The 23,163-nt window shown below is 64.2% G+C and carries 19 protein-coding genes; 9 read left to right on the top strand and 10 right to left on the bottom strand.

Annotated features, from left to right (window positions below):
* Positions 1-134: 134 nt before the first annotated feature.
* A complete protein-coding gene (locus JNC62_RS12070; protein ID WP_374839307.1) occupies positions 135-926 on the top strand; it encodes a DUF1194 domain-containing protein in 792 nt (263 codons plus the stop codon).
* A 218-nt stretch (positions 927-1,144) separates the two neighbouring features.
* Positions 1,145-2,335 carry an aromatic ring-hydroxylating oxygenase subunit alpha gene (locus JNC62_RS12065; RefSeq protein WP_374839044.1) on the top strand — a complete coding sequence of 397 codons (1,191 nt, stop codon included), beginning with the start codon at positions 1,145-1,147 and terminating at the stop codon, positions 2,333-2,335.
* Positions 2,336-2,662: 327 nt separating this feature from the next.
* On the opposite strand, the gene JNC62_RS12060 is transcribed toward JNC62_RS12065, so the two are convergent.
* Positions 2,663-4,087: an aminotransferase gene (locus tag JNC62_RS12060; RefSeq protein WP_374839043.1), complete on the bottom strand. Its 1,425-nt coding sequence runs from the start codon at positions 4,085-4,087 to the stop codon at positions 2,663-2,665.
* 226 nt (positions 4,088-4,313) lie between these two features.
* On the opposite strand from JNC62_RS12060, the gene JNC62_RS12055 reads away from it, so the two are divergent.
* From JNC62_RS12055 to JNC62_RS12045, 3 genes are read left to right on the top strand one after another with little or no spacing between them, the layout of a single operon-like run.
* Complete coding sequence (locus JNC62_RS12055; protein WP_374839041.1) at positions 4,314-5,231, top strand: ABC transporter permease; 918 nt, start codon at positions 4,314-4,316, stop codon at positions 5,229-5,231.
* On the top strand, positions 5,231-6,043 hold the full coding sequence (locus JNC62_RS12050) for an ABC transporter permease (RefSeq protein WP_374839039.1): 813 nt from the start codon (positions 5,231-5,233) through the stop codon (positions 6,041-6,043). The genes JNC62_RS12055 and JNC62_RS12050 overlap by 1 nt, the downstream gene beginning before the upstream one ends.
* A gap of 26 nt (positions 6,044-6,069) precedes the next feature.
* Positions 6,070-7,164, top strand: a complete 1,095-nt coding sequence (locus JNC62_RS12045) for an ABC transporter ATP-binding protein (protein WP_374839306.1) — start codon at positions 6,070-6,072, stop codon at positions 7,162-7,164.
* A 316-nt stretch (positions 7,165-7,480) separates the two neighbouring features.
* Here JNC62_RS12045 and JNC62_RS12040 read toward each other — a convergent pair whose 3' ends face one another.
* The 3 genes from JNC62_RS12040 to JNC62_RS12030 are packed head-to-tail and all read right to left on the bottom strand — an operon-like array spanning position 7,481 to position 10,098.
* Positions 7,481-8,563, bottom strand: a complete 1,083-nt coding sequence (locus tag JNC62_RS12040) for an extracellular solute-binding protein (protein ID WP_374839037.1) — start codon at positions 8,561-8,563, stop codon at positions 7,481-7,483.
* A gap of 21 nt (positions 8,564-8,584) precedes the next feature.
* The gene (locus JNC62_RS12035) at positions 8,585-9,262 is read right to left on the bottom strand and encodes a TetR family transcriptional regulator C-terminal domain-containing protein (RefSeq protein ID WP_374839304.1); all 678 of its coding nucleotides are present in this window, start codon (positions 9,260-9,262) and stop codon (positions 8,585-8,587) included.
* Positions 9,263-9,285: 23 nt separating this feature from the next.
* Entirely contained in the window at positions 9,286-10,098 is an 813-nt protein-coding gene (locus JNC62_RS12030) for a class I SAM-dependent methyltransferase (RefSeq protein WP_374839036.1), read from the bottom strand.
* A gap of 162 nt (positions 10,099-10,260) precedes the next feature.
* Here JNC62_RS12030 and JNC62_RS12025 point away from each other — a divergent pair, with 162 nt between their 5' ends.
* From JNC62_RS12025 to JNC62_RS12010, 4 genes are read left to right on the top strand one after another with little or no spacing between them, the layout of a single operon-like run.
* A complete protein-coding gene (locus tag JNC62_RS12025) occupies positions 10,261-11,880 on the top strand; it encodes a phytoene desaturase family protein (protein ID WP_374839034.1) in 1,620 nt (539 codons plus the stop codon).
* Complete coding sequence (locus JNC62_RS12020; protein ID WP_374839032.1) at positions 11,867-13,459, top strand: phytoene desaturase family protein; 1,593 nt, start codon at positions 11,867-11,869, stop codon at positions 13,457-13,459. Before JNC62_RS12025 ends, JNC62_RS12020 begins: the two co-directional genes overlap by 14 nt.
* A complete protein-coding gene (locus JNC62_RS12015) occupies positions 13,456-14,694 on the top strand; it encodes an aminomethyl transferase family protein (RefSeq protein ID WP_374839031.1) in 1,239 nt (412 codons plus the stop codon). The genes JNC62_RS12020 and JNC62_RS12015 overlap by 4 nt, the downstream gene beginning before the upstream one ends.
* A gap of 32 nt (positions 14,695-14,726) precedes the next feature.
* Complete coding sequence (locus tag JNC62_RS12010; RefSeq protein WP_374839029.1) at positions 14,727-14,966, top strand: hypothetical protein; 240 nt, start codon at positions 14,727-14,729, stop codon at positions 14,964-14,966.
* Between the two features lie 31 nt (positions 14,967-14,997).
* Here the strand turns inward: JNC62_RS12010 and JNC62_RS12005 are convergent, their stop codons facing one another.
* From JNC62_RS12005 to JNC62_RS11980, 6 genes are all read right to left on the bottom strand, one after another.
* Positions 14,998-15,621, bottom strand: a complete 624-nt coding sequence (locus JNC62_RS12005) for a TetR family transcriptional regulator (RefSeq protein ID WP_374839028.1) — start codon at positions 15,619-15,621, stop codon at positions 14,998-15,000.
* 48 nt (positions 15,622-15,669) lie between these two features.
* Positions 15,670-18,810, bottom strand: a complete 3,141-nt coding sequence (locus tag JNC62_RS12000) for a multidrug efflux RND transporter permease subunit (RefSeq protein ID WP_374839026.1) — start codon at positions 18,808-18,810, stop codon at positions 15,670-15,672.
* 11 nt (positions 18,811-18,821) lie between these two features.
* Positions 18,822-20,045 carry an efflux RND transporter periplasmic adaptor subunit gene (locus JNC62_RS11995; protein ID WP_510186522.1) on the bottom strand — a complete coding sequence of 408 codons (1,224 nt, stop codon included), beginning with the start codon at positions 20,043-20,045 and terminating at the stop codon, positions 18,822-18,824.
* A 200-nt stretch (positions 20,046-20,245) separates the two neighbouring features.
* Complete coding sequence (locus tag JNC62_RS11990) at positions 20,246-21,247, bottom strand: ABC transporter ATP-binding protein (protein ID WP_374839023.1); 1,002 nt, start codon at positions 21,245-21,247, stop codon at positions 20,246-20,248.
* 13 nt (positions 21,248-21,260) lie between these two features.
* The gene (locus JNC62_RS11985; RefSeq protein ID WP_374839022.1) at positions 21,261-22,325 is read right to left on the bottom strand and encodes a Gfo/Idh/MocA family protein; all 1,065 of its coding nucleotides are present in this window, start codon (positions 22,323-22,325) and stop codon (positions 21,261-21,263) included.
* Positions 22,322-23,161 (bottom strand): carbohydrate ABC transporter permease, encoded by an 840-nt coding sequence (locus tag JNC62_RS11980; protein WP_374839021.1) that lies wholly within the window; start codon positions 23,159-23,161, stop codon positions 22,322-22,324. Before JNC62_RS11980 ends, JNC62_RS11985 begins: the two co-directional genes overlap by 4 nt.
* Positions 23,162-23,163 lie beyond the last annotated feature (2 nt).

Here is a 23,163-nt window from a genome sequence, read left to right as displayed (position 1 = left end):
ACGGGTGCGCACGGCCTCGGCGAGCCGGGATCGATAGCGAGGACAGCCGATCGTCCGATTTAGCTTTTTGCAACAGTCCGCCTGCCGCCCGGGGCGTGGCGGACACCGGTTCGGAGACCAGGAGGTGCAGGATGTTGCTTGCCGCCCTCACCATGTTTCTCGGCCTGACAGCCTTCGCTGAACCCAGGGACGCCGCAGCGGAATCCGGCACGGCCGTCGACCTCGAGCTGGTGCTTGCCGTCGATATTTCCGGCTCGATGGATCTGGAGGAAGCGCAGATCCAGCGCGCCGGCTATGTGGCCGCGCTGACGCATCCTGAGTTTCTCGCCGCAATTCGCGAAGGTTTCAACGGACGGATCGCCATCAGCTATTTCGAGTGGGGCGGGATCATCGGCCAAAACTCGCAGCTGCCGTGGTCGCTGATCGCCACGGCCGACGACGCCGCCCGCTTCGCCGAATTGATCCGGAAGCGACCGTTCGCATCCCTCCGCGGAACCTCGCTCTCCGCCGCCATCGCCTACGGCTCGAAACTGTTCGACGCCAACGGCTTTGCCGGCGCGCGGCGGGTGATCGACATCTCCGGCGACGGGCCGAACAACTACGGCGCACCGGTGACGCCCGCCCGCGACGCGGCGACAGCCCTCGGCATCGTCGTCAATGGACTTGCGATCATGGTTCGCCCCTCGGCAGGCTTTGGTCCGCTCGACCGCTACTATGCCGATTGCGTCATCGGCGGCCCCGGCGCTTTCGTCATGTCGGTACAGGAGCCGGAAGACTTCGCCATGGCGATCCGTCGCAAGCTGGTCCTCGAAGTCAGCGGCCGCCAGTCCCCGGCCAGCTTCGTTCCGGCCGCGGACCGCACCGACTGCCTGATCGGCGAGAAGATGCGCCCAGGATTCCAACGCTATCCCGAACTGGACCGGTAGAGACGGCGCGCCAGCCAATCACCCAGGAGCCACCGGCCCGCTTCAAGAGGAGCGGACAGCCAAGCAGCGGCCAATCGGCTGTCGCTCCCTTCCGGGAGATCAGCAACCGCATAGCCTCGAAGAGCACCTCCACCTCCAAAGCCACGCGACCAACCTATTCCTTGCGCTAGGAAAATGTGCTTTACTTGAATGAACGTTCAGCAAGACAGAGGGCGGTCATGAACACGGTTGTGCGCGACATCACGATTCCGAATGACTGGGACCGCAGCGGCCTGCCGGGCTGGTGCTACCACAGCGCCGCCCTGCTGGAGCTGGAAAAGCAGCATGTTTTTCGGGAACACTGGCAGATCGCCTGCCATGTCTCCGACGTCGCCGAGCCGGGCGCTTACCTGACCCTCGACATCGTTGGCGAGCGGGCCCTGGTCCTGCGCGACCAGAGCGGCGAGATCAAAGCGTACCACAACATCTGCCGTCACCGCGGCTCACGGCTTGTCGCCGACGAGAAGGGCACCTGCCGCAACGCGCTGGTCTGTCCGTTCCACGGCTGGGTCTACAATCTCGACGGCACGCTGCGCGGGGCGGCCCGCCCCAATTCCTTTCCGCCGATGGACAAGAACGAATTCGCATTAAAGGCCATCGAATGCGAAATCTGGCAGGGCTTCGTCTTCATCCGCTTCGCCCCCGGCCCGCAATCCTCGGTCGCCGAGTTGATGAAGCCGTTCGAGGCGGAACTGTCGTGCTACCGACCCGCCGACATGGTTCCCGCAAGCGGCATTCACACCCAGGAAACGCCGGTCAACTGGAAGTCCGTGCGCGACGTGGACAACGAGGGCTACCATGTGGCGATGGCGCATCCCGCCCTCCAGGATCTCTACGGCTCGACCTACGTTGACGAACCCTTCGTCAACGGCGTCAGCCGCTCGTTCGCCACCTATAATCCGCACGCCGGACGGCGCTGGAGCGTCGGCCGCTATGTGAAGATCGCGCCGGAAAACGCGCGCCTCCCCGAACATCTGCGCAAGGCCTGGATCTACTACGGCCTGTTTCCCAATTCCGTGCTCGCCGTGACGCCGGAGACGGTGCAGTTCTATCAGGAATTTCCGTTGTCCGTTGGCAGAACGCTGCTGCGCGGCGGCGTCTACCGGTATCGGGACGAGACCCGGGAGCAGGCCGCTGCCCGCTATCTCGCCGCCCGCATCGATCGCGACACCCAGGCCGAGGACGTTCAACTGACGATCTGGTCGAACGAGGCGATGACCTCGGCCGCCTTTGCAGGCTTCTATCTGTCCGACCTCGAGTACGGCGTGCGCACCCACCATGACCATCTGCGCAAGGTGCTCCCGGTCATGACGCTGAAGCAGGCCCCGGCTGAAAACGAGATGCCGGCGGTGAATGCGGCGATGATGTAGCTTCAGGCACGCAGTTGCCGCATTGCCAAGCCGTGGCACGCAGCATTCAACCTGTCCGTCATGCCGGACTTGATCCGGCATCCAGCGCGCTCAAGTCCTTGAGCGCAGAACTTTTTTCGCGCCGCCGACGCGGCGCTGCTGGACCCCGGATCAAGTCCGGGGTGACGGAAGGAAGCGTAGCCGGTTTGAGGATGTAAACATCAGCAATTCAAAGCGCCACAGCGACCTTTGCGCGTCTTATAAGACGCGCGGCCTGGGCCCACTCTCGCAGGCCGAATGTGCCAAGGCCGGGGACGAGAAGCCCTGACGTTCACGCAATTTTTGTCGTCATCCGTGCCACAGCCCCTCGCGCACCAGATCGTCCGTCGTCAACTCGATGCCGCGGCGCAGGATCGTCGCCATGTCGTCGATCTGGCTCTTGCTGATCGTCAGCGGCGGAGACATGACGCACATGTTGATGAGCGGTCGCACCAGCAGCCCCAGTTCCTGGCAATGAGTGTCGATGCGCTTGCCCACCTCCAGGTCAAGCGTCAGCGGATTGTTGCTGACGCGATCGGCGACGCATTCAACGCACGCCATCAGCCCTAGCCCGCGCACCTCGCCGACCAGCGGCAGGTCTTCCAGCGCCTTGAGGCTCGACTGGAAATGACCGGACACGTCGCGGGCATGGTCGAGCAGCCCACCCTCGAGGATATCGAGATTCTTCAGCGCGACCGCGCAACCGATCGGATGGCTGGAATAGGTCAGGCCATGCGCGAACATCGCGTCGGAATGGTTCGATCGGCGCAGTTCCTCAAACAGCCGCCCCGCGATCATCACGCCGCCGAGCGGGAAATAGCCCGATGTCACCCCCTTGGCGAAGGTGATCATGTCCGGATCGAGCCCGAAGACCTCCTGCGAGGCGAAGACATGGCCGAGCCGGCCGAAGGCGGTCACCACCTCGTCGGCGATGAAGAGAATGTCGTGTTCCCGGCAAAGTTCGCGCATGCGGACGAGGTAGCCCTCCGGCGGGACGATCACACCGCCCGATGCCATGATCGGCTCGGCGATGAACGCTCCGATGCGCCCGGCGCCCACCTTCTCGATCACATCGCGGAACTCGGCCACGAGAGCGTCGCAGAACTCCGCCTCGCCCACACCTTCGGGCCGGCGGAAGGGATTGGGGCAGGTCAGCTTGATCACCAGGCCCTCGGCACTGTCCATCCAGTCGTGGTCACGCGGACGGCCATTCAGCGAGGCAGAGAGATAGGTGGACCCGTGATAGCCGCCCTGGCGAGACACGATCAGCTTCTTGTCCGGCCGCCCCTTCACGTTGTTGGCGAACTGCATGAAGCGCAGCGCCGTCTCCACCGCCGAAGAGCCGCCCGTCGTGTAGAAGACGTGATCGAGGCCATCGGGCGCGTGATCGGCCAGCCGCTTCGACAGCACCGCCGATGGCGCGTTCGTGGTGTACCACGGCGAGTTATAGGAGAGCTCCATCGCCTGCGCGGCCATGACGTCGGCCAACTCCTGGCGCCGGTGGCCGGCATTGACACACCACATGCCGGCGGGACCGTCGATCAGCCTGCGGCCGGCGGCATCGGTGACATAGATCCCCTCGCCCGCCTCCAGGCGCCCGCGCGCCTCGGCGCCGATGGAGCCGGAAACGGGCCACGGCTGCACCAGGTGACGCTCGGCAAGCAACGTCAGTTCGTCCGGCCCATCGCCAATCGCATCACCATTGCCGCCTGTCGCCTTAGGAATCGCAGCCATACTTACCCCCACAAATGCATCATGGAAACACACAAGTCGCTGATAAGAAGATCATATTGCTTATCATATTGAATGTTTGTTCAATCAATATTACAGAAATAACGCTTGATTTCAATGGCGATTTGCGTTCATCCTTGACCCGGGAACAGCAAACAGCCGGAAAGGCGGGCGCGATGAACTCGGCATTCCATCAAAGCGGGCTCTGCCCCGATCGGCGAAGGCAACGATGAGCGCGGCGGCGATCGTCGCGACGGCGGAAACGCCGCCCCCCTCCGCCGGCAGCCGGTGGCTGCGAAGCGAAGAGGCCAGAGGCCTCGCGATGATCTCACCCACCTTGTTGTACGCGCTCGCGCTTCTGCTCGTCCCGGTGCTGGTCGTCATCGCCTACAGCTTCTGGACGCAGAACTATCTCGATATCGACCGGACCTTCACCTTCGAGAACTACCGCCTCGCGCTGACCGAGCCGATCTACCGCGACCTGTTCGTCCGCTCGCTGTGGATCTCGCTGCTGACCAGCGCCATCACGGTCGTTTTCTCCTACCCCATCGCCTGGTACATTTCGTTCCATGGCGGGGTGCACAAGAACCTCTGGCTCTTCCTCGTAACGATCCCGTTCTGGACGAGCTACCTTCTGCGCGTCATGTCGTGGAAGGTCATCCTCGGCTATGGCGGCGTGCTGAACACCGGCCTCATGTCGGCGGGCATCATCGACCAACCGATCACGTCGCTGCTCTACAACGCCAACGCCGTCGTCATCACGCTGGTCCATAGCTGGGCGGCATTTGCGATCCTGCCGATCTACGTCTCGCTGCAGAAGATCGACCGGTCGCTGATCGAGGCGGCGCGGGACCTCGGCGACACCCCGCTGCGCGCCTTCCTGCGCGTGACCCTGCCGCTGTCGATGCCGGGCGTCGTCTCCGCCTTCCTGATCGTGATGATTCCGACGGTCGGCGACTATGTCACGCCAAAGCTCGTCGGCGGCAAGGACGGGGTGATGATCGCGACCGCCATCCAGGCCCAGTTCGGCAAAGCGGCCAACTGGCCGTTGGGCGCCGCCCTGTCCGTGACGACCATGGTCCTGGTCTCGCTCACGGCGGCGGCCGTTGTGCTGTCGCTGCGTTATGCCGTGCGGAGGATCCGCTGATGCTGCGAAGGATACGCCTCCTGCCCTTCCTGCCGGTCTATGTGGCGCTGTACTTCGTCTTCCTTTACCTGCCAATCCTGCTCCTGCCGGTCTTCTCGTTCAACAACGCCGCAACCACGACCTTCCCGCTCGCAGGCTTCACGACCAAGTGGTACGCCTCGCTCTGGGGCAACACCGTGCTGCTGGAAGCCGCCCGCAACAGCCTCGTGGTCGGCATCTGCGTCTCCCTCCTCAGCACGACGCTCGGCATCTGCGCTGCGCGCGCCATCACGCGCTATCGCTTCCGCGGCCAGAGCCCGGCCACGGGCCTGATCATGGCGCCGCTGTTTCTGCCGGAGATCATCGTTGCCGTGTCGCTCCTGATGATCACGCTGCAACTGGGCCTTGAACTATCGCTTCTCACCGTCATTCTTGGTCAGGTGGTCTTCTGCATTCCCTATTCGATGTCCGTGCTCGTCTCGGGCTTCGAGGGGTTCGACCGCAGCCTCGAGGAGGCCTCCTACGATCTCGGGGAAACCGCGTTCGGCACCTTCCGCCGCGTGACGCTGCCGGTCGTGGCACCGGCGATCGTCTCCAGCCTGCTCGTCACCTTCACCATCTCGCTCGACGAGTTCATCCTTGCCTTCTTCCTTTCCGGCACCGAGCCGACGCTGCCCGTCTACATCTGGGGCCAGCTTCGCTTCGCCGCCAAACTGCCGGCCGTGCTCGCGCTGGGCAGCCTCATGATCGTCGCTTCCGTGCTGCTTCTCACCGCCGCCGAAGTCTTGCGCCGGCGCGCCGAACGCCGCACGCAGGCCGCCCTTGGAATTTGACAGGAGCCACCATGCCGGACCGTCCGATGATCGCCATCGAAAACGTCTCCAAGTACTACGGCATCTACAAGGCGCTGGACGACGTCTCGCTGCAGATCGGCGAAGGCCAGTTCTTTTCGCTGCTTGGCCCCTCGGGCTGCGGCAAGACCACGCTTTTGCGCTCGATTGCGGGCTTCGACGTCCCCACCGGCGGCGAAATTCGCATCGACGGCGTGCCTTGCACGCTGCTTCCGGCCAACAAGCGCCCGACCAACATGGTCTTCCAGAATTACGCCATCTTCCCCCACCTTGATGTGGGTGAAAACGTCGCATACGGCCTGAAGCGCCTGCGGCTTAGCGCGACGGAGGAGCGCAAGCGTGTCTCCGATGCTCTCGACCAGGTTCGACTTTCCGGGCTCGACAAGCGCAAGGCCAACGAGCTTTCCGGCGGCCAGCGCCAGCGCGTGGCGCTGGCGCGCGCGCTCGTCATGCGCCCGAAGGTGCTCCTGCTCGACGAACCGCTCTCCGCGCTCGACAAGAAGCTCCGAGAACAGATGCAGGTTGAATTGCGCACCCTGCAGAAGGCCGTCGGCATCACCTTCATTCTCGTCACGCACGACCAGTACGAGGCGCTCGCCCTGTCCGATCGCATCGCCGTCATGTTTGGCGGCAGGATCGCGCAGGTCGATACGCCGAAGGAGATCTATCAGCATCCCCGCACGCGCAAGGTCGCAGACTTCCTCGGCGGCATGAACTTCCTGCAGGCGAAGCTGCTTGGCGAGCGTACGGGGAACGTCTCCGTCGAAGCATCCCGGTTCGGCACGATCAATCTCAGCAAGCCGCAGGGCTTCGCCGCGGCCAACGGTCACGTCACCGTCGGGATCCGGCCGGAACGCCTCCGCCTTCTCTGGGATGACGAACCCGCCCCTCATCAACTGAGAGGCAGGGTGGAAAACCGCGCCTACTTCGGCGAGGTCACCTATCTGACGATCGGTGTCGACGGACTGGAACAGCCGCTCTCCATGGTCGAGACCAACAACTACGGTGCCGACGACCTGCCGATCGGCGCCGAGATCCGGCTGGCCTATGATCCGGATGCGTTCGTGCTGCTGGCGGAGGACGAAGCGGTCTCGCGGGTGTGACCGGGCGAACCGAAGCGGATTAGACGCCTGAAGCAAGGGCGCAATTTGCGTACGCGCTCCCTTTTGAAACACCCGGTCGCTATTGAGGATCCAGGCCGGCAATGCGACCTGGCCTCGCGACAAGGCCGCTTCTTCGCCGCGCCATCCCTCGACGACCTACAGACCCCGGATACCGGACCCGAGCCGGCACTCGGCCGCGCTGGAAAGCTCTCTTGTCGGAGCGGCACGGTTGGCTCCCGGATTGCAATCGGGAGCCAAGGTGTTCGCGGTGGTATCTGTTGCCGTCAAACTTGGAGTCGCCGCCGCGATACCGGCATCAATAGCCCGATTTGATCTTCTCGAACTCGGCGATCATTTTCTGCCGCAGCTCGGTCGGCATCGGCGACTGGAACAATGTATTGGCAACGAATTTGTCAATGTCGCCATACCCCTTCTGCTGCAGCATCGCTGCGTCTACCGCCGCCATGCCCTTCGCATTGGAGTGACCATAACCCCAGGCTTCCACCATATACTTCGAGACCGCGGGATCGGTCACGGCGTTGAGGTAATCATAAACCTTCTCTTCGCTCCCCTCCCCGCCTTTCAGGTGGACGAAACCGCAAACCCAGGTGGACAGGCCCTCCTTCGTATCCTTCTTGATCGCCACGGGCACATTGTCGGCCTGAAGCTGCGTCGAGGTGTCGTTCCAGGCCCAGGCCAGATCGACCTCGCCGCTTGCCATGGCCTGGCTGAGTTCGGTGTTGTCGGTCCAGTACAGGCGGACGTTCTTGTGCACGTCGCGCAGGAAGTCGGACGCCTGCTTGAACTGGTCGTCGGTCATCTTCGTCCAGTCCTTCACCCCGATCGCGAGGCTGGCGAGCGCATAGGCATCATCGACGTTGTCGCCGATCGAGACGCGATCCTTGAATTTCTGGTCGGCGAAGACCTTCAGGGACTCGATTTCCTCCGGCTTGACGGTATCGGAGCGATAGGTCAGCACGGTGTTGCCCCAGTCGAACGGCAGAAGCCACGCGGTTCCGTCGTCCGACGTCATAAGGTCCTTCATCGCCTTGAAGCCGGGCAGCACGTCGTTCCAGTACTTCAGCTTTGCCGTATCCAACGGCTCGAGCAGGCCTGCTTCACGCCACTTCACGACACTCTGCGAACAGGGGTGGCTTATGTCCGCCTTGAAGCCAGAGCGCAATTTTTGGAATGCCTCCTCCTCGTCCCCGAAGAAGGCGAAGTCAGGCTCGGCACCATACTTCTCCGTGTAGGCGGGATGGATCGCCGGATCCTCGTAGCCGGACCACTCGAAGATTGTCAGCCCGTCGCCGGCAACGGCCGGCATGGCGGTGGAGAGCGCAAGTGCTGTCACGAAGGCGGTTGTGACCAGTTCTCTGGTTCTGTTCAAAGTGCGCATGCTTCCTCCCCTTTTGATTGGCTATTTTGGTCCGTTTCGCGCGATGTGCATCGGAAAAAGCGCCACGATCGCTTCGATCGCTGCCGCCAGCGCGTTTTCACGCGTGGTCCCATCGCCCATCATCAGGCGAAGCCACAGCCCTTCGAGCGTCGCGCAAACGGCAAGTGCCATCGCTTCCGGCGCATAGCTGTAGCCGCCCTCCTCCTTGAGCGCTGCGCACAGCGAAATGACGGTTTCCTGGTACTTGACGTCGCGCGCGCCGCAGAGCGCCTGATAGGTCGGCCGCGACTTTGCCTCGCCCCAGAAGGCGCACCAGGCGGCGAGCTTGCGCTTGGTGCAGATCTTGCGGTCGAAGTCGGCCAAAACGAGCGCCCAGAGCCGGTTTGCGGCACGATCCCCCGCCTTCTCCAGCGCCGAACTCCAATGATTGGCGTACTCGTCAGCCATGTATTGCAGCGTCGCGATGAGCAGGTTTTCCTTGCTCTCGAAATGGAAGTTGACGATCCCGCGGGAAAGGCCGGCTCCATCCGCCACATCGGCAAGCGTCGTTTCGGCATACCCGCGCTTGGCGAGCGAATCGATCGTCGCCTCGATCAGTTGCTGCCGTCTCGTTTCCTTTGAGGCCTTGCGTCCCTTTTTCTCGACTTCGGTCACGACTTTTTGCGCTGCGCCAGCCCGCATCTTCACCGCCATTCTCATCTTGGGGTCTCGCAGCGTCTCGTTCACGGAGGTCCTCCGGCCGGCTTGCTGCCACGAAGATGAGTGGGACAATGCTCGCCGGTGTCAAGCACCTTCTGCATGGCAGTCCAGGTGCGAACGTTCTTCGCGACATACTCCTCGCCCACGGCTTCCGCCGCCGCGGCGTGAAGCGAGCCTTGCAGACGCTGCAGTTCGCTGCGTGCGGTCTCGCGGTACCAGGCGTTGCGGCTCTCGGCCGACGCATCGACAAAGCCCGCGGCGGTCATCGCCGCCAGGTAGCGCTGCGGCGAGGCCATGCCGAAGCTCAGGCCCTCGGCGGCGATGTAGTCCCGCATGTCCTGGGACGGCTCGCCGTCATGCGAGATCAGCCAGTCGGACGCCGCAAGCCGCCCGCCCGGCTTCAGGACACGGTAGAGCTCGCCAAACAGCCATTCCTTGTCCGGCACGTGCACCATTGCATCCTTGGAGAAGACGACGTCGAACTCCGCGTCATCGAAGGGCAGGCGGCCGGATGAACCCGCGACGAAGCGCACGCGCGACGACAGCCCCTCGCGAACTGCGGCCGCCCGCGCATGATCGATCACCGGCTGCTCGACATCATAGCCGACCACCTCGGCCGGATCGTAGGTCTTGGCGATATGCAGCGACACGCCGCCGGCGCCGCAGCCGAAGTCGAGAATTGTCTTCCCGGCGAGATCCAGCCCGGCCAGCACGCGGTCCACCTCGGCCGGCCCGCCGGGCGACAGGAATCCCTCCCCCCAGAGAACCTCGAGGAAACGGATTGCCGCTTCGTCATATTCCGGTTCGTGCTCCAGTCCTGACCCTGCCGCCGTCATGAGGCCCTCCCGCCCGACTGCTTGCATGCTCATTGCCACCGCAGCAAAATTCTAGCGGGTTATCAGGCAATTGCAATATCCTTGCTGAATGCTCATTCAAAATATCTGGACAAGATTTGACGTTTGGTGCAGCCTTTCCGGGCAGTGGGGGGAGAACGTAGAATGCAAAAATGCGACGCCCTGATCGTTGGCGGCGGCCACAACGGACTGGTGACGGCGTGCTACCTGCAGCGGGCCGGGCTGGATGTCGTGGTAGTTGAAAAGAACGGCTGGGTCGGGGGTGCTGCGACCAGCCGCGAGCTGACACCCGGCTTTCTCTACTCCAACTGCTCCTATGTCTGCTCGCTGTTTCGCCCGGAGATCATGCGCGACCTCGAATTGCCGCGGCACGGGCTGCAGGTCGTCGCCTATGAGGGCGGCGCGGTCCTCACCCGCGACGGCGACTATCTGGCCTCCTATCGCGACCATGACAGCCATCGCCGCGAATTCGCCCGCTATTCGAAACGCGATGCCGAAGCCTATGACCGCTATGCCCGCGACGTCACCCGGCAATGCCGCTTCATCCAGCCGCTTCTGATGCGGACTGCGCCGGACCCGTTCGGGTTCCGGCCGCGCGACCTGTCCGAATTGCTCTATCTGGCGAAGAAATTCGGCGAGTTCAGCCCGAGCGAGATGGCCGTAACACTGCGCTTCTGGACCATGTCGATCTCCGACTTTCTCGATGAATATTTCGAGACCGACGTGATCAAGGCCTATCTGGCGATCTCCGGCATCATCGGCACGGCGCTGGGGCCGATGTCGCCGGGCACCGCCTACGTCCTTCTGCACCACTACATGGGCGAGGTCGACGGCTCCGTCGGCGCCTGGGGCTACGCGCGCGGCGGCATGGGGGCCGTGACACAGGCCCTGTCACGTTCCTTCCAGTCGGTTGGCGGCACGATCCGCACCGATGCGGAGGTGGTGAAGATCCTCAGCCGCGGCGGCCGCACCACCGGCGTCGTGCTGGCGAGCGGTGAAGAGGTGCACGCCGGACTGGTGGTGTCGAATGCCGACGTGAAGCGCACCTTCCTCTCGCTCGTGGACGAAGCAAATCTTCCGGAGGACTTTGTCCATCGCGTCAAGCACTTCAAGATGCGCGGCTCCTCCGGCAAGGTGAACATCGCGCTCGACAGCCTGCCCGAGTTCCCGGCGCTGCCGCACGGATCGACCTGCATCCGCGGCGACCTGCATTTCACCGACTCGATCGAACGGATGGAGCGCGCCTATGACGACTGGAAGGCCGGCCGCTGGTCGGCCGATCCGATGCTCGACACGATGATCCCGACCCCGCTCGACCCGACCATGACCTCGCCGGGCAAGCACTTCATGAGCTGCTTCGTGCAGTACTGCCCGCCCAAGGTCGAGGGGCGTGATTGGACCGATGCCGACCGCGACGCCTTCGCCGAAACGGTCATCAGCCAGATCGCCGACTACTCGCCCGGATTCCGCGACCGGATCGTCCACATGGAGGTCCGCACGCCACAGGAGCTCGAAAACGAGGTCGGCCTCACCGAAGGCAACATCTTCCAGGGCGAGCTGACCTTCGACCAGTTGCTCTTTAACCGCCCGGTCCCCGGCTACGCGCAGTATCGCAGCCCGATCGCCGGTCTCTACATGTGCGGCTCCTCCACCCATCCCGGAGGCGGCGTCATGGGCGCGCCCGGACGCAATGCCGCGATGGAAATCCTTCGCGACCTCAAGCGCAGCCCTGAACAGATGAGCAAGGCCCATGACGTCATTTGATGCGCCCGCCAGGATCACCGCGAACGCCTACGACGCCATCGTCATCGGCGCCGGCCACAACGGCCTCGCCGCCGCCGCCAAGCTCGGCAAGGGCGGCCGAAAAGTCCTCTTGCTGGAGGCCGCCAGCGCGCCGGGCGGGGCCGTCCGCGGCCGCGAATTCGCCCCCGGCTTCCGCTCCGCCGGCCTCGCCCACCTCGTCAACCGGCTTGACCCGGAGGTCGCCTGCGACCTCGGGCTGACGCTTATGCCGAAATCGGGCCCGGCCATGCCGACCGTCGTGCTCGACGGTCAGAACGAACCGGCAGTGCTGCGCGGCGCCTATGGCGAGACGATCGACGGCATTTCCGCTTCCGAGGCCGAAGCCTTCGGCAGGCTGCGCGACAAGCTCGTCTATCAGGCCAGCATCCTGAAGCGCTTCCTGCGTCGCCCGCCGCCGCAGCTCGGCGCGATCGGCATGGGCGACATCTCGACGCTCGCCGCCGCAGGCTTCGGCCTGATCCGCAAGGGGCGTGCCGAGGGTCGGGACTTCCTGCGCATGCTGCTGATGAACGTTGCCGACGTCGCCGACGAGTATCTGGAAGACGACCGCCTGAAGGGGCTGCTCGCCTTTGACGCCACGCTCGGCGTCCATCTCGGTCCGCGCTCGCCCACGTCGCTGCTTGGGCTCTACTATCGGCTGACGGGCGAGGTGGAGGGGAAGGCCGGCGGCCAGTTCATTCCCGAAGGCGGCATGGCGGCGGTGGTCCCGGCCTTCCTGAAGGCCGCAGAAAAGACCGGCGTCACCATTCGTTGCGACACCCGGGTCGGCCGCATCCTCGCCGATCGCGGCAGGGCAAGCGGCGTCGTGCTGGGGGACGGCGCGGAGATTGCCGCACCCGTGATCGTGTCCGCCGTCCATCCGCAAACGACCTTTCTCCGTTTGCTCGATCCCGCCGAGAGCGATACCGGCTTCCTCCGCTCCATCCGCCATATCCGCACGGCCGGCAATGTGGCCAAGCTCGACCTGGCGCTTGAGCGCATGCCGAACTTCACCGGCCTTACGGGCCGCGATCATAACGGCCGCATCGTTATCAGCCGCTCGATGGAACACGTCGAGACGGCGTTCAATCCGGCAAAGTACGGCGAGTTCTCGCCGGATCCCGTCATGGAGATCGTGCTGCCGAGTCTTGCCGACCGAACGCTTGCGCCAGACGGCGCCTGCACGCTTTCCGCGCTGGTCCAGTATGCTCCCTACAAACTGAAGATGGGGTGGGAAACGGGCAAGCCTGCTTTCCTCAAGATCGTTCTCGACATCCTGGAACGCCATGCACCGGGAATCGGCAGGACGATCATTGCCGCAGACCTCGGCACGCCCGCCGATATCGAAACGGAATACGACCTGCCGGGTGGACATTGGCACCACGGGGAGCTTCAGGCCGACCAACTCCTGATCAACCGGCCGACCCGTGCGGCCTCCGGTTACGCGACACCGATCGACGGCCTGTACCTTGCCAGCGCGGGCGCGCACCCGGGCGGCGGCATTTCCGGGCTGGCCGGCTGGAACGCCGCCCGTCACATTCTGTCGGGAGCCAAGCGATGAACCTGATGACCCAGCCCCTGAACGCTGTCGAAGCCCGCCGCGCCGCACGCGACCATATCCTGATGCCGCGCCTCGAAACGCCGTTCCACCCGCGCCTCACTGCACTTGACGAAGTCAACGACTGGTACAACTGGGCCGGCTACAAGGCGCCGCACGCGCTCTTTGACGAGGAACTGGAGTACTTTGCCATCCGCTCGACGGCCGCACTTTTCGATATCTCGCCGATGGTGAAATATCGCATCACCGGCGCGGACGCCGAACGCTACGTCAACCGCCTGACTCTGCGTGACGTGCGCAAGCTCGGCATCAACCGCGTCCACTACACCGCCTGGTGCGACGACCACGGCCATGTGCTGGATGACGGCACGCTGTTCAGGCTCGGCGAGCAGCACTTTCGCCTCTGCTGCCAGGAACGCCACCTGCCCTGGCTGCTCGACAGCGCCATCGGCTTCACCGTCGAGATTCGGGAAGAGACCGAAGAGATCGCCGGCGTCGCGCTGCAGGGACCGACGAGCTATGCCGTCCTGCAGGACGCCGGCTTTGCCGGCACGGAGCAACTCAGGCCCTTCGGCATCGGCACGTTCCCGCATGACGGCGGAACGGTCACCATCTCGCGGACCGGCTTCAGCGGCGATCTCGGCTATGAATTGTTCGTGCCGCGCGCGGCAGCCCTCTCGCTCTGGGATCGGCTCTGGAGCGCCGGCGCCGAGCACGGCATCCGTGCGATTGGCTATTCGGCGTTGAACCGCACCCGCATCGAGGCCGGCTTCATCGTCGCCAATGCCGATTTCGTTACCGCCGAGGGCGCCCTTCGCTCAGACCGCGTCCGCCTGCCCGACGAGATTGGCCTCGACTGGCTGGTCGATCCGGACAAGCCACATTTCAACGGAAGAAGGGCGATCCTTGAAGCGCGGCGGAAGCAAACTCTCAAGCATGTGCTGGTCGGCCTTGAAATTGAAGGGAATATTCCTGCCGAGCACGCGATCGTCTACCATCGCCGCAAGCACGAGGCCGGCCTTATCACGGCCGCGATCTGGTCGCCGACGGCGAAACGCAACATCGCCATCGCCAGCCTGGACCGTCCCTACGGAACCAGGTTCGTCAACGACCTTTGGGTGGAGATCTATGCCATGCGGGAGTTGCGCTACCGGAAGATGATGAAACGCGCAACAATCGTGCCGCGCCCGTTCGTCAAGCTGGCGCGCCGCACCGCCATGCCACCAGGACTTCGGTGATGGCAAGAAAGACCAGGTGAAAGACAATCACCATGGACGAAAACAGCCGCCACAACTGGACCCTGGTCCGCACGCCGACCGGCATCGATCGGTCGGGCCGCACCCGCTATGCGGCCGCCATGTACTTTTTCCAGAAGGGCGAGATGAGTGCGGAGACGCTGGAGGTTTACCGCATCTGCTCCAGGCTTGATGCAGAAGATCCGATTTCAGTTCTGAAGCGTTGGAAAATCGGCGACGACTGGATCAGCCGGATGGAGACAGGGGCGGACTAGCGGCGGCTCCGGCCGTTCCCGCTGCCGCACTTTAGGAAGTCCTCTTTTCCGGCCTGAGACTCGCAATCATGCGCTGCACGCCATCCCGCCCTTCCCTGGCGAGGTCGAAGCGGCGGCCATGAAGCAGCCATTCGCTGCAGAGACCCTTCATCATCCACCTGAGCGCCGACGCGGCAGACTTCGGCGTCCAGCAGGCACTGAGCTGTCCTTTCGTCGCCGCGCGCGTCAGCGCGCTTTCGAGCTTGCACTTATGATCGTCGTCGACATTCTGCTGCTTTTCCAGAACCGGTGCGAACTCGCCGGAATAGTCGCAGCGCAGAAGGATGGTCAGGATGCGCTGGCGCTGCTCGTCGATGGCCAGCGTGTCGAGCCAGTCGGCCGCCGCCCGCTCCACGACGGCGAGCACGTCCGCATCCTCGGATTCGAGCTCCTGCGCGATCATGTCCTCCTGCGGCAGAGGCACGGACTTGTAGAGCTCCATGAACACATCGATCTTGTTGGCGAAGTGCCAGTAGACCGCACCCCGCGTAACGCCGGCAGCTTTCGCCACCTCTTCCATCGTTGCGTTGGACACACCCTTCCTGAAGAAGACCCGCTCGGCCGCACATAGGATCTGCTGGCGCGTCGCTTCCGCTTCGGCTTTGGTTCTGCGCATTTTAACTCCTAACAGAAGAGTGCCCGCCTCGCGGCGGGCACTCAAGTCTTACTCGCCGGCGGCCGGTGCGGCTTCCGCCACCCGTTTTGTCGCCTTCGCCTTGCCGCCGAACAGCTTCATGATGAACACGAAGAAGACCGGCACGAAGACGACCGCAAGCACGGTGGCCGAGATCATCCCGCCCATGACGCCGGTGCCGATGGCGTTCTGGCTCGCAGCGCTCGGGCCGGTGGCGATCGCCAGCGGCAGAACGCCGAGCGTGAAGGCGAGCGAAGTCATCAGGATCGGGCGGAAGCGCAGCCGCGCCGCCTGGATCGCCGCCTCCTTCAGCGACTTGCCCTCGGCACGCAGGTCCTTGGCAAACTCGATGATCAGGATCGCGTTCTTCGCCGACAGGCCGATGATGGCGATCAGACCGACGAGGAAGTACACGTCGTTCGACATGCCGCGCAGCGTGACCGCCAGCACCGAGCCGATGACGCCGAGCGGCACGACAAGCATGACCGACAGCGGGATCGACCAGCTCTCGTAGAGCGCCGCCAGCAGCAGGAAGACGAACAGGATCGACAGCGCGATCAGCGCCGGCGCCTGCGAGCCCGACTGGATCTCCTGCAGCGACTGCCCGGTCCACTCGTAGCCGAAGCCGTTCGGCAGGTCCGCTGCCAGCCGTTCCATCTCGGCGATGGCATCGCCCGAGGAGTAACCGGGGGCGGCCTGGCCGCTGATGCGGACGGACGGATAGCCGTTGTAGCCGACGATCTGCGCCGGGCCGCGAACCCACTCCACCGAGGCGAAGGAGGACAGCGGCACCATGCCACCGTTGGCATTGCGGACGTTGAGCTTCAGCAGGTCCGCCGTCTGCATGCGCTTTTCCGCATCCGCCTGCACCGTCACGCGCTGCATGCGGCCGGCGTTCGGAAAGTCGTTGACATAGGACGAGCCGAGGTTCGCCGAGATCGTCGAGTTGATGTCGGCGAAGGTGACGCCGAAGGCGTTCGCCTTCTCGCGGTCGATGACCAGATTGACCTGGGCGGCGTCGGGCATGCCTTCGACGCGCAGGCCGGCCACGATCTTGCTCTGCTGGGCGGCGGCCATCAACTGGTCGCGCGCGGCGGAGAGCGCGGCCTGGCCCATGCCGCCGCGGTCCTGCAGGCGGAAGGTGAAGCCGCTCGAGTTGCCGAGGCCCTGGATCGGAGGCGGCGAGAGCGAGAACGCCATCGCGTCCTTGACCGTGCCGAAGATCTGCCCGTTGGCCCGTCCGGCGATTGCGTCCGCCGAGTTCTCCGGTCCGCGTTCGGACCAGTCCTTCAGGCTGACGAAGGCGAGGCCGGCATTCTGGCCGGAACCGGCGAAGCTGAAGCCGGAAATGGCCACCACTTGATCGACCGCCTCTTCCTTCGCAAAGATCTGCTCGACCTGTTCGATCACCCCCTGGGTGCGGCTGCCGCTTGCCTCGGACGGAGCCTGCATGTCGACGATCAGGAAGCCCTGGTCCTCGTTCGGCAGGAACGACGTCGGCAGCTGGATATAGGCGTAGCCGAGGCCGACGAGCAGCGCGAGATAGACGACCATCAGGCGGCCGGAGCGCTTGACGACGCCGCCGACCATGCTCGAATAGCCGTTCGTGGTCTTGTCGAAGCTGCGGTTGAACCAGCCAAAGAAGCCGCGTTTCTGGTGATGACCGTGGGCGATCGGCTTCAGGAACGTGGCGCAGAGGGCCGGCGTGAGCGAAAGCGCCAGGAGACCGGAGAACAGGATCGACACCACCATCGTCAGGCTGAACTGCTGATAGATGATGCCCACGGCGCCAGGGAAGAAGGCCATGGGAACGAACACGGCCGTCAGCACCAGCGTGATGCCGATCAGCGCGCCGGTGATCTGGCCCATCGCCTTGCGGGTCGCCTCCTTCGGCGGCAGCCCTTCCTCGGCCATGATGCGCTCGACGTTCTCCACCACGACGATGGCGTCGTCGACGAGGATGCCGATCGCCAGCACCATGGCGAACATCGTCAGCACGTTGATCGAGAAGCCGGCGACGAACATCACCGCACAGGTGCCGAGCAGCGCCACCGGCACGACGAGCGTCGGTATCACCGTGTAGCGGATGTTCTGCAGGAACAGGAACATCACGATGAACACGAGGCCAATGGCTTCGATGAGGGTGTGGACCACCTTCTCGATCGACGCCTCGACGAACGGCGTCGTGTCGTAGGGGATCTCGTAGCTGATGCCCGGCGGGAAGAACTGCGCCAGTTCGTCCATCTTCTCCCGGATACCCTCCGCCGTGGACATGGCGTTGGCGGTCGGCGACAGCTGGACGCCGATCGCCGCGGTCGGCTTGCCGTTCAGCCGGGCGGAGAAGTTGTAGGTTTCGCCGCCGATTTCGATGCGCGCGACGTCACGCAGCCGGACGGTGGAGCCGTCCGGGTTGGCGCGCAGGACGATCGAGCCGAACTGCTCGGGCGTGGCGAGCTGGCCGCGAACGAGAACGGTCGCGGAGATCTGCTGGTTGATGGGGTTCGGCTGCGCGCCGATGCGGCCGGCCGAGACCTGTGCGTTCTGAGCGGCAATGGCCCGGGTCACGTCGTCCACGGTCAGGCTCAGGCCGACCATCTTGTCCGGGTCCACCCAGATGCGCATCGAGCGCTGGGTGGAGAAGAGCGTGGCACTGCCGACGCCCGGTACCCGGCGGATTTCGCCGATGACGTTGCGGCTCATGTAGTCGCCAAGGCCAATCGCATCGGTATTGCCGTCGTCGGACTTGAGCGCAACCACCATCAGGAAGCTGGTGCCGGCCTGCTCGACGCGCATGCCCTGCTGGGTCACCGAACGCGGAAGGCGGGGCTCGACGCGTGCGATGCGGTTCTGCACCTCCACCTGCGCCTGGTCGATGTCGGTGCCGGGCGCGAAGGTCACGTTGATGGCGATGCGGCCGGAGGATTCCGAGGTCGACTCGAAATAGATCAGCCCCGGAACGCCGTTCAGCTCCTCCTCGATCGGACGCGTGACGCTGAGATACATGTCCTCGGGCGAGGCGCCAGGATAGGTTGTCCCGATCGAGATCTGCGGCGGGGCCACGTTCGGATACTGCGCAACCGGCAGCATCGGAATCGTGATCAGCCCCGCGATCATGATGAATATGGCGACGACCCAGGCGAAGATCGGCCTGTCGATAAAGAAACGTGGCATTGGTCAGAACCTCAATTCGCTGCGGCGGCCGGCTCGGCCTTCGCTTCCGCGGCGGGCGCGGCTTCTCCGGTCGCGCCGTCGGCTTCCGCCGCTTCGACGGCCGGCTTCCATTCCGATGGAGCAACCACGCTGCCTGGCCGCGCCTTCTGGAAGCCTTCGGCGACAATCTTTTCGCCGGACTGCAGGCCGCTGGTGACGACCCAGCGTTGCCCGACCGCCCGGCCGACGGTGATGCGGCGCACCTCCACGGTGTTGTCGGCGTTGACGACATAGACCTGCGCCTGGCCGGCGGTGTCACGCAGCACCGCCTGCTGCGGTACCAGGATCGCGTTCTTCTCGATGCCCTGCTGGATCTGGACACGCACATACATGCCCGGCAGCAGGTCGTTCGTCGGGTTCGGGAACTCGCCGCGCAACGTCACCTGACCGGTGGTTGCGTCCACCGCCGCCTCCGAGAACAGCAGCTTGCCCTGATGCTCGTAGGCGGTGCCGTCGTCGAACAGCAGCTTGACGTCGGCCGAGTTTCCGTCGGTCATCAGGTCGCCTTCCTCAAGCGCCTTGCGCAGGCGGATGAGGTCGGTCGCCGACTGGGTGAAGTCGGCATAGACCGGATCGAGCTGCTGGATCGTGGCCAGCGCCTCGGTACCGTTGGAGCTGACGAGGGCACCCTCGGTGATCAGCGCACGGCCGATCCGGCCGCTGATCGGCGCGGTCACTTCGGAGTATTGAAGGTTGAGCTTGGCCGTGGCCAGGCCCGCTTCGGCGATCGCGACGTCCGCATCGGCGGCCGCCAGGTTTGCCACGGCATCGTCGAACTGCTGCTCTGAAGCGACATTCGACTTCTTCAACTGCTCCTGGCGGTCTGCCGCCTGCTTGGCCTGCATCTGCACCGCCTTGGCGCGGCGCAGCGTGCCCTCGGCGCTGGCGACCTGGACGCGGAACGGCTCGGGGTCGATGCGATAGAGCACGTCGCCTTCCTTGACGATCGAGCCCTGCTGGAACACCCGTTCGACGACGATGCCCGAGACGCGCGGCCGCACCTCGGCCGTCCGCGTCGCGGCGATGCGGCCGGGCAGTTCGTTGGTGATGGGCGCTTCCTCGGTCTTGGTGGTGATGACCGCCACCTGGGCCGGCGGAAAACCGCCAGCGCCTTGCTGGCCTTCTTCCTTCTGGCATCCCGCCAGCACAAGAAGGCTGCTCATCGTCGCAATCACGAAAGGTCTCGTCAAACGCATTGGTTCTTCCATCAAGAGGGTTGGCAGCGTCCGGAACCGTTGAGCGTACGGTCGGAAGGCCTTGAAAAGACTCGATGCGGAAAGCCGTTCGCTCCCCGCATCGCAGTTATACAATCAGTCATGTATGTTGGATCTTGCGGAAGCGCAATGGATTATTGCGCCGCACAATACCCCCTATCACGGAATTGTGATGAGGGGCATCATCGTATCGCCCGGCCTTCCGCATCGAAGCGATGCAGTTGTCCGGCGTTTGGCGTCGCATAGACGATATCGTCGGGTGCGTAGTGATGTTCCCCGAAAAGCCGCGCGGTCAGCAGCCCGACCCTGTCGCTCTCCAGATAGACGATTGTGTCAGCACCGAGGTGCTCGACGTGGACGAGCCTGCCCATCCAATCACCTTTCTCTCGCGAAAGTGTGATGTGCTCGGGGCGAATTCCGATCGTTTTGGCACCATTCTGGCCGAGCCGTTCCGCGTCGATGAAGTTCATCGCCGGCGAACCGATGAAGCCCGCGACAAACAGGTTGGCGGGCCGGTTGTAGAGTTCCATCGGCGAGCCGACCTGCTGGATCACACCGGCGTCGAGGACGACGATCTTGTCCGCAAGCGTCATCGCCTCGACCTGGTCGTGGGTGACGTAGATCATCGTCGCCTTCAGCTCGCGGTGCAGCCGCGCGATCTCCAGGCGAGTGTTGACGCGCAGCGCCGCGTCGAGGTTCGAGAGCGGCTCGTCGAACAGAAACAGTTTCGGCTCGCGCACGATGGCGCGCCCGATCGCGACGCGCTGGCGCTGGCCGCCGGAAAGTTCGGCCGGGCGGCGGTCCAGGTACGGCCCCAGCGACAGCATGGCGGAAGCTTTCTTGATGCGCTCCTCGATTTGTGCCTTGGGGGCCCCGGCCTGCTTCAGCCCGATACCCATGTTGTCCCGCACCGTCAGGTGCGGATAGAGCGCGTAGGACTGGAACACCATCGCGATGCCGCGCTTGGCCGGCGGCACGGCACTGACCTCGGCGCCGTCGATCAGGATGTTGCCGGAGGTGGCATCCTCCAGGCCGGCGATGATGCGCAGCAGTGTGGATTTCCCGCAGCCGGAGGGGCCGACGAAGATGACGAACTCGCCGTCCTTGACCTCGAGGTCGATGCCCTTGAGCACGTCGACCGGGCCGAACGACTTGCGCACAGATTTCAGTTGCAGAGAGCCCATCGACGTTTCCTTCTTACAGCTTGACCGGCTTGCCGGTGCGCACGCTCTCGTCGGCGGCAAGGCAGATGCGCAGCGACTGAACCGCATCGTCCATATGCCGCGACAGGTCGATGTCCTCGCGGATCGCCTTCAGCACATAGGCCTGCTCCAGGTCGCAAAGCTCCTGGTGTCCCGGTTCCCCGGCCATCTGCAGGTCCTCGTCGGCCTTGAGGAAGCGGCCCTCCGGTCCGGTCTCCGCATTGTGGACGCGGATTACCGCCGTCTTCGTGTGCGTGTCGATGTCGTCGGACTTGGCGTTCGGGTCCATGACGATCGACACCGAGCCCTTCGGCGACATCACGTCCTTCACGAAGAAGGCGGTTTCCGAGATCATCGGCCCCCACCCGGCCTCGTACCAGCCGAGCGAGCCGTCTTCGAACAGGACCTGCAGGTGGCCGTAGTTGTACATGTCGGGCGCGATCTCGTCGGAGAGCCGCAGCCCCATGCCGCGCACCTCGACCGGCCTGGCGTCGGTGATCTGGCACATGACGTCGACATAATGCACACCGCAATCGACGATCGGCGGCGTCGTCTGCATGAGTTGCTTGTGCGTCGCCCAGGTCGGGCCGCTCGACTGCTGGTTCAGGTTCATGCGGAACACGTAGGGACCGCCAAGTTTTCGGGCCTCGGCGATCAGCCGCATCCACGAGGGGTGGTGGCGCAGGATGTATCCGACCACGAGCTTGCGGCCATTGGCCCTGGCGCAGGCTACCACGCGCTCGGCATCGGCAACGGTGGTCGCGAGCGGTTTCTCGACAAAAACATGAGCGCCCGCCTCCATGGCCATCACCGCATACTCGGCATGGCTGTCCGAATAGGTGTTGATCGAGCAGAGCTCCGGTTTCAACTCCCTCAGCGCCTCGGGGAAGGACGGCAGGATCTCGTAACCGTTCAGCGCTTCCGGCAGCTCCACCTTCGAGCGGTTGACGAGACCGACGATCGTAAAACCGGGGTTCTCGTGGTAGGCGAGCGCATGGCTGCGGCCCATGTTGCCAAGCCCGGCCGAAAGCACGCGGATCGGGGCGGAGGAAGGGTTCATTTCACTGCTCCTGAAGTGATGCCGCGGATGAGCTGCCGCGAGAAGGCGAGATAGAGGACGAGAACCGGCAGGATCGCCAGCGACAGGGCGGCGAGCACGGCGTTCCAGTTGGTGACGAACTGGCCGATGAAGATCTGCGATCCCAGCGTGACGGTCTTCGTCGCCTCGCTGGGCGCAAGGATCAGCGGAAACCACAGGTCGTTCCAGATCGGGATCATCGTGAAGACGGCGACCGTCGCCATGGCCGGCCGAACCAGCGGCAACACCAGCCGGAAGAAGATCGAATATTCGGAAAGCCCGTCGATGCGGCCGGCATTCTTCAGGTCGTCGGAAACGGTGCGCATGAATTCCGACAGGATGAAGACGGCGAGCGGCAGCCCTTGCGCTGTATAGACGAGGATCAGCGCCGTCAGCGTGTTGACGAGTCCCGTCGCCACCATCCCCTGCAGGATTGCCACCGTGCCGAGACGGATCGGGATCATGATGCCGAGCGCCAGGTAAAGCCCCATCAGCGTGTTGCCGCGGAAGCGGTATTCCGATAGCGCAAACGCGGACATCGCGCCGAACAGCAGCACCAGGACAATCGAAACGACCGTGACGATCAGGCTGTTCTGGAAATAGGTGGCGAAATCCCCCTGCCCGAGCACCGTGGCATAGCCGACGAGGTCGAACGTTTCCGGGGTCGGCAGTTGCATCGGGTTGCGGAAGATCGCATTGCGGTTCTTGAACGAGTTGATGAGCGTCAGGAACACCGGGAACACGGCGACGAGCGTATAGGCGATCAGCGCCAGGTGGACCAGCGCCATGCGGCCGTAGGAGGTGCGTGCCTTCGACATGA

Origin of the sequence: Mycoplana ramosa, assembly GCF_041930185.1 — a bacterium.
Classification (GTDB): domain Bacteria; phylum Pseudomonadota; class Alphaproteobacteria; order Rhizobiales; family Rhizobiaceae; genus Mycoplana; species Mycoplana ramosa.
This window is presented reverse-complemented; position numbering and strand designations above follow the sequence as displayed.